Below are 12,751 nucleotides of genomic sequence, written 5' to 3' on the forward strand. Positions count from 1 at the left end.
TTAGCCCTCTACCTGCGGCACGGTCTCCTTGCGGCGGCGGAACAGCTTGCCCCGCTCGCTATAGAGAATGAGCAGCAGCCCTGCGAGCGATAGCCCGAACAGTGCCATGCCCAAGGGGCGCGCAGTCCCGTCATAGGCCGCGCCCACGACCGCGCCCAAAACCGCCCCGCCGCCAACGCGCACCGTTGTCTGCAACGACGAGGCCGAACCCGCGAAGTGCCGGAACGGTTGCAAGGCGATGGAGCTGAAGTTGCTGCCCAGAAATCCGATCAGGCCAAGGTTGATCGTCATCAACGGCAGAAACAGCCAGAAATTGTCAGGAGCATAGGTTGCCGAAGCCCATTGCAGCGCACCGGTCACCACGAAGGCCAGCAAGGCCGTATGGCTGACCCGCCGCGCGCCGAACCGTTCGACGATGCGCGAATTGGCGAAGTTCGAAGCCGCCATGAACAGGGCCATGAAACCGAAGACATAGGCGAACTTGTCGCCCAGTCCAAAGTGCTCTGCCACCAGCTGTTCGGAGCAGTTGATGTAGCCGTACAGCCCCGCGAAAACGAGCGCGGCCCCAAAAGTATAGCCAATGGCATCGCGATTGGTGACAACCAGCCGGAAATTGTGCGCGACCCGCCCGATCGACAGTTTCTGCCTGTGCCCTTTTTCCATCGTTTCGGGCAGGCGGAACAGCACCCAGATGAACATCACGACCCCGAATACGAACATCAACCCGAAGATGGATCGCCACCCGGCGAACAGCAGGATCGTCTGCCCCACGGTCGGGGCCATGACCGGCACGATCATGAACACCACCGCGATCAGCGACGTGGTTCGCGCCATGGCGTCGCCTTCGAACCGGTCGCGCACGATTGCGCCGGCCACCACGCTGCCCGCCGCGGCGACCATGCCGTTTACAAAGCGAAACATGATCAGCGCGTTGAAGTCCTCAATGATGATGCAGGCGAAATCGAACAGGCAATAGGTGCCGATTCCCGCCAGCATGATCGGTTTGCGGCCAAAGCGGTCCGCCAGAAAACCAAAGACCAGCGCACCTGCGCCCATGCCGATCAGGTAGCTGGCAATGACCAATTGCCGGTCATTGGGATCAGGCGCCTTCAGTTCCTGCGCGATCTGCGACAGCGCGGGCAGCATCGCATCGATGCCAAGCGCCTGGAGAGCCATGACCATGGCCAGCATGACGACGAATTCGCCTCTGCTAAGATCTTTCGGAGGGGTGGGAAGGAAGGAACGCGCTGCACCGGACATGACCGGCTAGATAGTGCGATAATGTGAACGCACAAATGCTAATTGGTCGTGGGCAGATGCACCTTTCGCAAAGCCTGCCCAATTGCCAACGGGCGCTGTATAACGGGTGACGTGGAGCAGGAAGGCGACATAAATGACGACGAGGCGGAAGGCCTGCGGAAGATCATCCACGTCGATATGGATGCCTTTTTCGCCAGTGTCGAACAGCGCGACGATCCCACGATCCGGGGCAAGCCGGTTGCCGTGGGGGGATCGTCGGGCCGCGGCGTCGTCGCGGCGGCGAGTTACGAGGCGAGGCTGTTCGGGGTGCGTTCGGCCATGCCATCGGTTACGGCGCAGAGGCTGTGTCCCGACCTGATTTTTCGCAAGTCGCGGTTCGACGTCTATCGCGAAGTCAGCCAGCAGATTCGCGCAATTTTCCACGACTACACGCCGCTGGTCGAGCCTCTGTCGTTGGACGAGGCCTATCTGGACGTGACCGAGGATCGCCATGGCCTGGGTTCCGCCACCCGCATCGCGCAGGACATCCGCCGCCGAATCCGGGCCGAGACCGAACTGACCGCCAGCGCCGGGGTCAGCTACAACAAGTTTCTCGCCAAGCTGGCCAGCGATCAGAACAAGCCCGACGGCATCTGCGTGATCCGACCCGGGGACGGAGCGGCGTTTGTCGCCAAGTTGCCGGTCACGCGGTTCCACGGCGTCGGGCCGCAAGGTTCGGAAAAGATGGCGCGGCTGGGGATCGAGACCGGGGCCGACCTTGCCGCGAAGGACCTGGCGTTCCTGCGCGCCAACTTCGGCAGTTTCGCCGATTATCTCTACCGCGCGGCGCGGGGTATCGACCTGCGGCAGGTGCGCGCGCACCGCGTCCGCAAGTCGGTTGGCGGGGAGCGGACGTTTCACGAGGACCTGTCGAATCCTACCGAGCTGCGCGAGGCGATGGACCGCATCGTCGACATCGTTTGGGAACGGATAGAGCGGGCCGAAGCTGTGGGGCGCACGGTGACGATGAAGCTGAAGTACAACGACTTCACCATCGTCAGCCGCGCCGCCACCTTGAACCGTCCGGTGGAGGGCAAGGCCGAGTTCGGGCGGCTGGGTCATGCATTGCTTGCGGAAATGCTGCCGCTGCCACGTCCGATCCGGCTGATGGGGCTGACGCTGTCGAAGCTGGACGGGGTGGATGCGAAAGGCGGCGGACGTGGCGATGTCGGGGGCGGCGGGGCGCAGCAGCTTTCGCTCTTGTAAATTCGCGCCCACCGGCCTATCTGGCGAGTCATCCCGACATTGTCACTTGCAAGGCCGGGCCGAGGCGGTAACGCCCCGGCGCGCTTCTCTGCATTTGTGGCAAAGGGCCAAATGAAGACTGCCCAATTGGAGACCGCATGGCAGACCTGACGCGCGTAATCGAACTGGTGGAGAAGGAAGCGACCGCTTCCGGCTTCGACCTCGTGCGCGTGAAGCTGTTCGGGCAGGATGACGAACGCACGCTGCAGATCATGGCAGAGGACCCGGCGACGGGCCAGCTGGTGATCGAACAATGCATGGCCCTGTCGCGCCGCATTTCGAACGAGATGGACGCGCGCGAGGAAGCGGGCGACGACCTGATCTATGGCCCCTATCGCCTTGAAGTCAGCAGCCCCGGCATCGACCGTCCGCTGACCCGCGCGAAGGATTATGCCAATTGGGTCGGGCACGAGGCGCGGATCAACATTTCCAAGGATGCCGAAGCGCCGGTCGGCAATCGCCGCACGTTTCATGGCGACCTGATCGGCATCGATGGCGAATTGGTCGCCATCGAAGACCGCAAGAACGGGCGGGTCGACATCCCGCTCGATACCATTCATTCGGCCAAGCTTGTCCTTACCGACAAGCTGATCAAGGCCACCGTGCCGCTGGATACCACCGGCGCCGACGAAATTATTGAAACCGAAGACGATCTTCAGGAACAGGAAGACTGATAATGGCCAGCCCGATTTCCGCAAATCGCGCCGAACTGCTCGCCATCGCCAACTCGGTGGCGAACGAGAAGATGATCGACAAGTCGATCGTCATCGAGGCGATGGAAGAGGCGATCCAGAAGTCCGCTCGCAATCGTTACGGTGCGGAAAACGACATTCGCGCCAAGCTTGACCCGAATACTGGTGACCTTCGCCTGTGGCGCGTGGTCGAGGTTGTCGAAGAGGTTGAGGACTACTTCAAGCAGGTTTCGGTCGAGCAGGCGCAGAAGCTTCAGGCTGGCGCGGTCGTGGGCGACTATATCGTCGACCCGCTGCCCCCAGTCGACCTTGGCCGCATCGACGCGCAGTCGGCCAAGCAGGTGATCTTCCAGAAGGTCCGCGATGCAGAGCGTGAGCGTCAGTTCGACGAGTTCAAGGACCGCGCGGGCGAAGTCATCACCGGCGTAATCAAGTCGGTCGAGTTCGGCCACGTGATCGTCAACCTCGGCCGCGCCGAAGGCATCATCCGCCGCGATCAGCAAATCCCGCGCGAAATGGCCCGCGTCGGCGAACGTATCCGCGCCTGGATCATGAAGGTGGAACGCTCGAACCGCGGGCCGCAGATTTTCCTGAGCCGCGCGCACCCCGAATTCATGAAGAAGCTGTTCGCGCAGGAAGTGCCCGAAATCTACGACGGCATCATCGAGATCAAGGCCGCCGCCCGCGATCCGGGCTCGCGCGCCAAGATCGGCGTGATCAGCCACGACAGCAGCATCGACCCCGTCGGCGCCTGCGTCGGCATGAAGGGTAGCCGCGTTCAGGCCGTCGTGCAGGAACTGCAGGGCGAGAAGATCGACATCATCCCGTGGAGCGAGGACACCGCTACCTTCATCGTCAACGCGCTGCAGCCCGCCACGGTCAGCCGCGTCGTCTTGGACGAGGAAGAAGGCCGCATCGAGGTTGTCGTCCCCGACGATCAGCTGTCGCTTGCCATCGGTCGCCGCGGTCAGAACGTGCGTCTGGCCAGCCAGCTGACCGATAGCCAGATCGACATCATGACCGAACAGGAATCGAGCGAGAAGCGGCAGAAGGAATTCGCCGAGCGTTCGAAGATGTTCGAAGAAGAGCTGGACGTCGACGAGACGCTGGCCCAGCTGCTGGTGGCCGAAGGCTTCACCGAGCTGGAAGAAGTCGCCTATGTAGAGCGTGACGAACTGGCCGGCATCGAAGGCTTTGACGAAGAACTCGCCGAAGAACTTCAGTCGCGTGCGATCGAAGCGCTGGAGCGTCGCGAAGCCACGTACCGTGAAGCCCGCCGTGAACTGGGCGTCGAGGATGCGCTGGCCGAGATACCGCACCTGACCGAGGAAATGCTGGTCGTGCTGGGCAAGGGCGGGATCAAGACGCTGGACGATCTGGCAGACCTCGCCACCGACGAACTGATCGCCAAGAAGCGCGAGGCGCCGCGTCGCCGTAACAAGGAAGACGGTCCGCCGCTGAAGCGCAAACTGCGCGAGCAGGACAAGGGCGGCGTTCTGGGTGAATTCGGCCTGAGCGAAGAGCAGGGTAACGAGATAATCATGGCCGCCCGTGCGCATTGGTTCGAAGACGAGGAGCCGGTTGAGGCCGCTCCGGTTGCAGAGGAGGCCGCCGATGCGGAATCCTCACAATGAGCCGCTAACCGACAGTTTCGATGACGGGGCGGCGCGTTCCAGCAGGAGCGCGCCGGAGCGCCGGTGCGTGCTGAGTGGGCAGACCGCACAGCGCGAAAACCTGCTGCGTCTGGCCATCGGCCCCGATGGCATCGTCCTGCCCGATGCGCACGCCAAGGCCCCCGGTCGCGGCGCGTGGATCGTTTGCGATCGCGCCATGCTTGAAGAAGCCATCGCCAAGGGCCATCTGAGGGGTGCGCTGGCGCGCGGCTTCAAGGGTGCGCCGCTGACCATTCCGGACGATCTGCCCGACCGGGCCGAGGCTGCGCTGACCCGCGCATTCGCCGATCGGCTGGGAATCGAATGGCGATCGGGCAACCTGATTGCCGGGTCCGACCGCATCGCAGACAAGGCGCGCGGCGGGCAGGTCACGTGGCTGGCCCATGCCGCCGATGCCAGCGACGACGGCGCGCGCAAGCTGGACCAGGCGTGGCGCGTGGGTGAGGACAAAGAGGGCACCGGGCTGGCGGGCATACGCTTGCCACTGGACCGGGCGGCGCTGTCTGTGGCATTGGGCCGCGACAATGTCGTCCACCTGGCGTTGACCGATCGTGCCGCGACGCAGCGGGTTTCATCCCTGCTGGCGCGATTGCTTCGTTTCCTTGGCCGCGGCGGAGCGCCGCAAGACAGCGAAGAGGCTGGCGCGGAAAGCACCGCGTAAGAGGCCGATGCCGGGTGCGCCGTTTCCGCGGCGCGTGAGGACTGAAGAGAATTTTTGAAGGACGTTTCGACCGTATGAGTGACACCAACGACACCCCCCGCACCCGCAAGCCGCTTGGCCTCAAGCGCAGCGTGGACGCGGGCGAGGTCAAGCAGACCTTCAGCCACGGCCGCACCAACAAGGTCGCGGTCGAGGTCAAGCGCCGTCGCAAGATCCTGAAGCCGGGCGAAACGGCTGCGCCCGAACCCGCGCCCACCCCGGCTCCGCCCCCCGCCCCGGTCGCGAAGGCCCCGCCGCCGACGCCCGCGCCAAGGCCCGCCGCCAGCCGCGAATCGCGCCAGGAAATGCAGGCTCGCCTGCTGCGCGAGGCTGAAGAGGCGCGCCTTGCCACGCTGGAAGAAGCCAACCGGCGCGAGCAGGAAGAGAAGCAGCGCGCGCTGGAAGAAGAAAAGCAGCGCGCCGAAGAAAACCGCAAGGCTGAGGAAGAGGCCGAGAAGGCCGCCGCCGCCGCGCCTGTCGAAGCGCCGAAGGAAGAGGCCAAGGAAGAACCTGCGCCCGAAGCCAAGGCAGAGCCGGCAGCAGAGCCCGAAGCCGAGCCCGAGCAGGGCGAAGTTACGCCTGCGCCGCGCCGGTTCACCCCGGTCAAGCGGCCCGAGCCGAAGAAGCCCGAGAAGAAGGCCCCGCGCGCAGCCGAAAAGGCTGCGCCCGAGCGTGAGGGCGAGGGCAATGCCAAGGACCGCCGCCGCAGCGGCAAGCTGAGCGTTTCGAAAGCGTTGAACGAGGACGAGGGTCGCCGCGCCCGCAGCCTCGCCGCGCTGAAGCGTGCGCGCGAGAAGGAACGCCGCATCCACGGTGGCGGTTCTTCCAAGCCGCGCGAAAAGCAGGTTCGCGACGTCGTGGTGCCAGAGGCGATCACGGTGCAGGACCTTGCCAACCGCATGGCCGAAAAGGGCGCCGACCTTGTGAAGGCGCTGTTCAACATGGGCATGATGGTCACCGTCAACCAGACGATCGACCAAGACACCGCAGAACTGCTGGTCGAGGAATTTGGCCACAACATCCAGCGCGTGTCCGAAGCCGATGTCGACATCGACACGACCGAGGATACCGATCCGGAAGAAACGCTGAAGGCTCGCCCGCCGGTCGTGACCATCATGGGCCACGTCGACCATGGCAAGACCAGCCTGTTGGACGCGCTGCGCGGCACCGATGTGACTCGCGGTGAAGCCGGTGGCATCACGCAGCACATCGGCGCTTACCAGATCACCACCAAGGACAAGCAGAAGATCACCTTCCTCGATACGCCCGGCCACGAGGCGTTTACCGAGATGCGCGCGCGCGGTGCCAACGTCACCGACATCGTGATCCTGGTGGTCGCCGCCGACGACGGGCTGATGCCGCAGACGATCGAGGCGATCAATCACACCAAGGCGGCTGGCGTGCCGATGATCGTTGCGATCAACAAGTGCGACAAGCCCGAGGCGAATCCGCAGAAGATCCGCGAACGCCTGCTGGAGCACGAGATCGTCGTCGAAGCGATGAGCGGTGAAGTGCAGGACGTAGAGGTTTCGGCGAAGACCAAGGCCGGTCTCGACAAGCTGCTCGACGCGATCAACATGCAGGCCGAACTGCTGGAGCTGAAGGCCAACCCGGACCGCGACGCCGATGCGACCGTGATCGAGGCGAAGCTGGACAAGGGCAAGGGTCCGCTGGCCACCGTGCTCGTCACGCGCGGCACGCTGCGCCGGGGCGACATTTTCGTCGTCGGCACCGAATCGGGCCGTGTGCGTGCGATCCACGACGACAAGGGCAAGCAGATCAAGGAAGCCGGACCGTCGATGCCGGTCGAGGTTCTGGGCCTTGGCGGCGTGCCGAACGCTGGCGATCACCTGACTGTGGTCGAGAACGAACAGCGCGCCCGCGAAGTTTCGACCTATCGTACCGAAAAGGCGAACGAGAAGCGCACTGCAATGGCCCCGGCCAGCTTCGAGAACATGTTCTCCGCGTTGAAGAGCAACGTCATCGAATACCCCGTGGTCATCAAGGCCGACGTGCAGGGTTCGGTGGAAGCGATCGCCAACGCGCTGGCCAAAATCTCGAACGACGAGATCAAGGTCCGCGTGCTCCATTCGGGCGTGGGCGCGATTACCGAAAGCGACGTGACGCTTGCCTCGGCCAGCGGTGCGCCGATCATCGGCTTTAACGTCCGCCCCAACGCCAAGGCGCGTCAGCAGATGGAGAAGGACAAGGTTCGCCTGATGTATCACGACGTGATCTATCACCTCACCGAGGAGATCACGAAGGAACTGGCTGGCGAGCTTGGGCCGGAGCGTATCGAGAACGTTGTCGGTCGTGCGCAGGTCAAGCAGGTCTTCCCTGCGGGCAAGAAGGACAAGGCCGCCGGTCTGCTGGTGGAAGAAGGCGTCATCCGCAAGGGTCTGTTCGCGCGTCTTACCCGCGACGACGTCATCGTCTCGGCCACGACCATCGCCTCGCTGCGGCGCTTCAAGGACGACGTCGACGAAGTCCGCGCGGGCCTGGAATGCGGCGTGGTTCTGGAAGATACGAACGACATCAAGGCTGGCGACCAGCTGGAAGTCTTCGAGGTCGAGGAGCGCGAGCGGGTTCTGTAATCCACACGACCGTTTGGTTACACGCGGGGCGTCGGACTTCTGTTCGGCGCCCTGCTGCATTTTAAGGAGCCCGATCCATGCCCCGCTTCTGCGCCTTCTTCGCCAGCATGAATGTCGGCGGCCATCGGCTTAAGATGACCGATCTGCGCGACGCGCTGGAGCGGGAGGATATGGAGGACGTGGAGACGGTCGTCGCCAGCGGCAACGTGCTGTTTTCTTTCGATGATCGCCCCACCGACGGGCTGTCCGAAATGCTGGCCTTCATCGTGAAGGACCGATTCGGCTTTCCAACCTTCGCCGCCGTGCGCAGCGCGGACGAAGTGCGGGCCGCGTTTGAGGACAATCCGTTTCACGGCAAAGGCGAGGACAAGTTCGTCCACACGCTGTTTCTGGATGCCCAGGCCGAAAAGGCCGCGTTCGAAGACCTTCTGGCCGCCTATGAAGGGCGCGGGCCGGAGAAGATGGCGCTGGGCGACCGATGCCTCTACGTCGACTATGTCGAGAGCGTCGGGACCAGCAAGCTGACCGGTGTCTTTATCGAACGCAAGCTGGACCGGATGGCGACCGGGCGAAACATGCGCTCTCTCAAACGCATCCACGAAAAAATGGTCTGACGCGAAAAAGGGCGACCCACCGGGGCCGCCCTTTTCTTGTTTCTAGCGGTAAAACGCGTTCGACACGATGGCCGATACGATGCCGCTGGTAATGCCGATCAACAGCGCGTCGTTATCCGCCCGTACCCAGCGATAGCCGCGCGGCGGGGCATAGAGGCGGCTGCGATAGTCGCGGTAATAGACCGGGCGATAGGTGCGGACATAGCGCCGGTCGAACCGGTCTCCGCGTCGCCACGAACGGCGATAATCGCGCCGGTCGTATCGGACATAGCGATCCCGGTCGCGGTACCTATGGCGATCCCGGCGGTCGTAACGCCGGTCATACCGGTCGCGTGACGCGTGGCGGTCGCGATAACGGCGATCATGCCGGTCATGGCGATCGTATCGGTCGTGCTTTTCCCAACGGTCCTTGCCGCGCGCTTCGGCGGGTGCGGTGGTCATCGGGACGATCATGGCCGCGGCAAGGGCGGCAGCGATCAGTTTTCTCAAGTGGTGTCTCCCGGTTCTGATGGAACCCAAACGCAGCGTGTCCGCGCAAGGGAGGTCGCAGGTTGGGAGACTACAGCAACAGGCGCGCAACGACAGGCCGTTCGCGGCCTGTCGCACCCGTGGCGGGATCAGTTGAGCGTTGATATGCCTCGGTTAATCGGGCGCTCATCTGCAAAGCGCCGCCTGCGGGCCGGTATGACCCGCAGGCGATCCAGGATTTAGCGGATCATGTTTCCGATCACCGCACCGATGATGCCGCTGGTAATGCCGACCAGAAGGACGTCATTGCCCGAACGGACGTAATGGTATCCGCGCGGCGGAGCACGCAGTCCGCGATAGTCGCGATAGCTGACCACGCGGTAGTCGCGGGCATAGCGCCTGTCGAACCGCTCGCCCTTGCGCCACTTGTGCGCGGCGCGGGATACGTACTTGCCGTGGTTGTCGCCGCGATAGGATCGGCTGTCGCGACGGTCGTAACGGCTGTCGTGCCGGTCGTTGTCGCGATAGCTGTGTTCGTACCGGTCGTGATCGCGATGCTTGGCCATGGCGGGAACGGCGGGTAGCAGCATGGCGGTGGCGACCGCCCCGGCAACGATATTCTTGGTGAAGGTTTTCATTTTGGATCTCCTTTCCTCACCCACTCAATCTACGCCTTTCTGCCGGGAATAAGTGTCTCAGCTTGCGCGAATTTGTCGCGGGCTGATGCTTATCTGCCGTTCAGGAAAATGGGGGCGCCGCGTCCTTGGCGGATTGGTGCGCAGACCCGGCTCGGCGGCGAAAGCGCGCGGGCGGGGCGGCGGTTTGTTGCAAATTGTCGCGGGCTGCCCCAAATCGCGGCCATGGCCCGCCAGCATTCCAGCCCCGAAGATCGCTCCGTCCGCCTGCTCAAGGTGGGCGAGCGTGTGCGCCACGTTCTTTCAGAGCTGCTGACGCGGCAGCAGGTGCACGACGATACCCTGTCGGGCACGACCGTCAGCGTGACCGAAGTGCGGATGTCGCCCGATTTGCGGCAGGCCAATGTCTACGTGAAACCCCTTTTGGGTGCCGACGAAGCCAAGGTGCTCAAGGCGTTGCAGGTCAACACCGCATTTTTCCAGCGCGAGGTTGCCAAGCGATTGGGCCTGAAAAACGCCGCCAAGCTGCAATTCCGCGCGGACGAGACGTTCGACGAGGCAACGCGGATCGACCGTCTGCTCGACGATCCGCGCGTAAAACGCGACATTTCCGACGAGGACTGAGTAGCCAAAAAGGACCTGGGGCGTGGCGAAGCTCTATTTCTACTACGCCAGTATGAACGCGGGGAAGTCGACCACGCTGTTGCAGGCCGACTTCAACTATCGCGAGCGGGGCATGACCACCATGGTCTGGACCGCCGCGCTGGACGACCGGTCGGAAGGCAAGCCCATCGCCAGCCGGATCGGGCTGGAGGCCGATGCCTACCGTTTCGAACGTGATACCGACCTGCACGCCCGCGTCACCGCTGCGCATCATGTCGAACCGCTGGCCTGCGTGTTGATCGACGAGGCGCAGTTCCTGACGAAAGATCAGGTCTGGCAATGCGCGCGGCTGGCGGACGAAACCGGCATCCCGGTGCTCTGCTATGGGTTGCGCACCGATTTTCAGGGCGAACTGTTCGAGGGCGCGGCGGCGCTGCTCGGCATTGCCGACGCACTGATCGAGCTGAAAGCCGTGTGCCACTGTGGCCGCAAGGCGACGATGAACCTGCGCGTCGATGCCAGCGGCGGTGCGGTGGCAGAGGGTGCGCAGACCGAGATCGGCGGCAATGACCGCTATGTGGCGCTGTGCCGCCGTCATTTCAGCGAGGCGCTGGCGGGTTAGGCTCGCAAGTCCTATCTAACGGACATGACCGACACCCTGATATTTGCGGCGATCCTGATCCCGATCCTCGTCGTCTCCATCGTGTTCCACGAAGTCGCGCACGGCTGGGTGGCGCGGGCGCTGGGCGATCATACCGCAGCGCGACTGGGGCGGTTGACGCTGAACCCGATCAAGCACGTCGATCCGGTGGGGACTCTGCTGGTGCCAGGCGGTCTGGCGCTTATGGGCGGACCACCGTTCGGCTGGGCCAAGCCGGTGCCGGTGATAAAGCAGCGGCTGCGCAATCCGCGCTATGGCATGATGGCGGTGGCTGCTGCCGGGCCGGCGACGAATATTGCGCTGGCGGCGGTGTTTGCGGTTGTGTTGGGTCTGGTGGCGCGCGGGATCGTGCCGCCAGTGGGGGCGGCGACGGAATGGACGCTGACCGGACTGCAATACGCGATCTTCATCAACCTTGTGCTGGCCTTGTTCAACCTGTTGCCGATCCCGCCGTTCGACGGGTCGCACATCCTTGAAGGCTTGCTGCCGCGCAGCTGGGCGGCAGGGTATGAGAAGCTGCGCCCTCTCGGCATGATCGTGATCGTGCTGATCATCGCCGCGACATGGGCCTTTCCGCAGTGGGGCTTGGTCGAACGGCTGATCCTGCCGCCGGTCGAGTGGCTGAGCCAATATTTCATCGACATCGCGCGCACCATCGAAGCGTTGTGATGCCGCACGGCTGGATCATTCTCGACAAGCCGCTCGAACTCGGCTCGACGCAGGCCGTGGCCGCGGTAAAGCGCAACTTGCGGCAGGCGGGGTACGGCAAGGTCAAGGTCGGCCACGGCGGCACGCTGGACCCGCTGGCGACCGGGGTGCTGCCCATCGCGGTCGGTGAGGCGACGAAGCTGGCTGGCCGGATGCTCGATGCGACCAAGGCCTACGCATTCACGCTGGCCTTCGGGGCGGAAACGACGACGCTCGACGCCGAGGGTGAGGTGACAGAGACGAGCGATGTGCGGCCCACGCGCGACCGGATCGAGGCGGTGCTGCCAAGCTTCATCGGTCCGATCGCGCAGGTGCCGCCCGCCTATTCGGCGCTGAAGGTCGACGGCAAGCGCGCCTACGACCTTGCGCGGGCGGGCGAAGAGGTCACGCTCAAGACACGGTCCGTCACGATCCACACCCTGTCCATCACGGATTGCACGGCGGATTCGGTCACGTTGATGGCAAAGGTCAGCAAGGGCACCTATATCCGGTCCCTTGCAAGGGATATCGCGCGGGCGCTGGAAACGGTCGGCCACGTGACGATGCTCAGGCGCGTGAAGGCCGGGCCCTTCACTCTCGAATCCGCGATTTCGCTGGACAAGCTCAACGAAATCGGTAAGGGCGCGCCCCTTGAAGATATGATCCTGCCGTTGGAGGCGGGGCTGGACGACATCCCGGCCCTGATACTCTCCCCGGACGCGGCAGGGGCGGTCCGACAGGGCCGGAAACTGTCCGGGTTGCCTGAACCAGACGGCACCTATTGGGGAAGAGAGGGCGATACGCCCGTTGCCCTGATGGAAGTGACCGATGGCGAGGCAAGGGTCCTTCGGGGCTTTAACCTATGACTGGATGTCGCGGA

The 12,751-nt window shown here is 63.8% G+C and carries 13 protein-coding genes; 10 read left to right on the forward strand and 3 right to left on the reverse strand.

What is annotated here, in order from left to right:
* Nucleotides 1-1,191, reverse strand: coding sequence for a multidrug effflux MFS transporter (locus AB433_RS00920; RefSeq protein WP_245626545.1), 1,191 nt, complete (start codon nucleotides 1,189-1,191; stop codon nucleotides 1-3).
* 180 nt (nucleotides 1,192-1,371) lie between these two features.
* On the opposite strand from AB433_RS00920, the gene dinB reads away from it, so the two are divergent.
* The 6 genes from dinB (at nucleotide 1,372) to AB433_RS00950 (ending at nucleotide 8,817) form a co-directional block, all read left to right on the forward strand.
* Nucleotides 1,372-2,505: a DNA polymerase IV gene (dinB, locus tag AB433_RS00925; protein WP_082134727.1), complete on the forward strand. Its 1,134-nt coding sequence runs from the start codon at nucleotides 1,372-1,374 to the stop codon at nucleotides 2,503-2,505.
* Between the two features lie 137 nt (nucleotides 2,506-2,642).
* On the forward strand, nucleotides 2,643-3,218 hold the full coding sequence (gene rimP, locus AB433_RS00930; RefSeq protein WP_047819563.1) for a ribosome maturation protein RimP: 576 nt from the start codon (nucleotides 2,643-2,645) through the stop codon (nucleotides 3,216-3,218).
* Nucleotides 3,219-3,220: 2 nt separating this feature from the next.
* Nucleotides 3,221-4,870, forward strand: a complete 1,650-nt coding sequence (gene nusA, locus AB433_RS00935; RefSeq protein ID WP_047819564.1) for a transcription termination factor NusA — start codon at nucleotides 3,221-3,223, stop codon at nucleotides 4,868-4,870.
* Nucleotides 4,851-5,570 carry a DUF448 domain-containing protein gene (locus AB433_RS00940; RefSeq protein WP_047819565.1) on the forward strand — a complete coding sequence of 240 codons (720 nt, stop codon included), beginning with the start codon at nucleotides 4,851-4,853 and terminating at the stop codon, nucleotides 5,568-5,570. The genes nusA and AB433_RS00940 overlap by 20 nt, the downstream gene beginning before the upstream one ends.
* 74 nt (nucleotides 5,571-5,644) lie before the next feature.
* Nucleotides 5,645-8,203, forward strand: a complete 2,559-nt coding sequence (infB, locus tag AB433_RS00945) for a translation initiation factor IF-2 (RefSeq protein WP_047819566.1) — start codon at nucleotides 5,645-5,647, stop codon at nucleotides 8,201-8,203.
* Between the two features lie 77 nt (nucleotides 8,204-8,280).
* The gene (locus AB433_RS00950; RefSeq protein WP_047819567.1) at nucleotides 8,281-8,817 is read left to right on the forward strand and encodes a DUF1697 domain-containing protein; all 537 of its coding nucleotides are present in this window, start codon (nucleotides 8,281-8,283) and stop codon (nucleotides 8,815-8,817) included.
* Nucleotides 8,818-8,859: 42 nt separating this feature from the next.
* Here AB433_RS00950 and AB433_RS00955 read toward each other — a convergent pair whose 3' ends face one another.
* A complete protein-coding gene (locus AB433_RS00955) occupies nucleotides 8,860-9,306 on the reverse strand; it encodes an RcnB family protein (RefSeq protein ID WP_047819568.1) in 447 nt (148 codons plus the stop codon).
* Nucleotides 9,307-9,524: 218 nt separating this feature from the next.
* The gene (locus AB433_RS00960) at nucleotides 9,525-9,923 is read right to left on the reverse strand and encodes an RcnB family protein (protein ID WP_245626546.1); all 399 of its coding nucleotides are present in this window, start codon (nucleotides 9,921-9,923) and stop codon (nucleotides 9,525-9,527) included.
* 222 nt (nucleotides 9,924-10,145) lie between these two features.
* On the opposite strand from AB433_RS00960, the gene rbfA reads away from it, so the two are divergent.
* From rbfA to truB, 4 genes are read left to right on the forward strand one after another with little or no spacing between them, the layout of a single operon-like run.
* Complete coding sequence (gene rbfA / locus AB433_RS00965; protein WP_047822972.1) at nucleotides 10,146-10,544, forward strand: 30S ribosome-binding factor RbfA; 399 nt, start codon at nucleotides 10,146-10,148, stop codon at nucleotides 10,542-10,544.
* A gap of 22 nt (nucleotides 10,545-10,566) precedes the next feature.
* The gene (locus AB433_RS00970; RefSeq protein WP_047819569.1) at nucleotides 10,567-11,145 is read left to right on the forward strand and encodes a thymidine kinase; all 579 of its coding nucleotides are present in this window, start codon (nucleotides 10,567-10,569) and stop codon (nucleotides 11,143-11,145) included.
* Nucleotides 11,146-11,169: 24 nt separating this feature from the next.
* Entirely contained in the window at nucleotides 11,170-11,853 is a 684-nt protein-coding gene (locus AB433_RS00975; RefSeq protein WP_047819570.1) for a site-2 protease family protein, read from the forward strand.
* Entirely contained in the window at nucleotides 11,853-12,737 is an 885-nt protein-coding gene (gene truB / locus AB433_RS00980) for a tRNA pseudouridine(55) synthase TruB (protein ID WP_047819571.1), read from the forward strand. The genes AB433_RS00975 and truB overlap by 1 nt, the downstream gene beginning before the upstream one ends.
* Nucleotides 12,738-12,751: the final 14 nt, after the last annotated feature.

This window comes from Croceicoccus naphthovorans (assembly GCF_001028705.1).
Lineage (GTDB): Bacteria > Pseudomonadota > Alphaproteobacteria > Sphingomonadales > Sphingomonadaceae > Croceicoccus > Croceicoccus naphthovorans.

Excerpts from the sequence above, each read along its gene's own strand:
- AB433_RS00950 (WP_047819567.1), top strand. The coding sequence starts at position 8,281 with ATGCCCCGCTTCTGCGCCTTCTTCGCCAGCATGAATGTCGGCGGCCAT.
- nusA (WP_047819564.1), top strand. The coding sequence starts at position 3,221 with ATGGCCAGCCCGATTTCCGCAAATCGCGCCGAACTGCTCGCCATCGCC.
- AB433_RS00960 (WP_245626546.1), bottom strand. The coding sequence starts at position 9,923 with ATGAAAACCTTCACCAAGAATATCGTTGCCGGGGCGGTCGCCACCGCC.
- AB433_RS00975 (WP_047819570.1), top strand. The coding sequence starts at position 11,170 with ATGACCGACACCCTGATATTTGCGGCGATCCTGATCCCGATCCTCGTC.
- truB (WP_047819571.1), top strand. The coding sequence starts at position 11,853 with ATGCCGCACGGCTGGATCATTCTCGACAAGCCGCTCGAACTCGGCTCG.
- AB433_RS00920 (WP_245626545.1), bottom strand. The coding sequence starts at position 1,191 with ATGCTGGCCATGGTCATGGCTCTCCAGGCGCTTGGCATCGATGCGATG.
- AB433_RS00940 (WP_047819565.1), top strand. The coding sequence starts at position 4,851 with ATGCGGAATCCTCACAATGAGCCGCTAACCGACAGTTTCGATGACGGG.
- rimP (WP_047819563.1), top strand. The coding sequence starts at position 2,643 with ATGGCAGACCTGACGCGCGTAATCGAACTGGTGGAGAAGGAAGCGACC.
- infB (WP_047819566.1), top strand. The coding sequence starts at position 5,645 with ATGAGTGACACCAACGACACCCCCCGCACCCGCAAGCCGCTTGGCCTC.
- rbfA (WP_047822972.1), top strand. The coding sequence starts at position 10,146 with ATGGCCCGCCAGCATTCCAGCCCCGAAGATCGCTCCGTCCGCCTGCTC.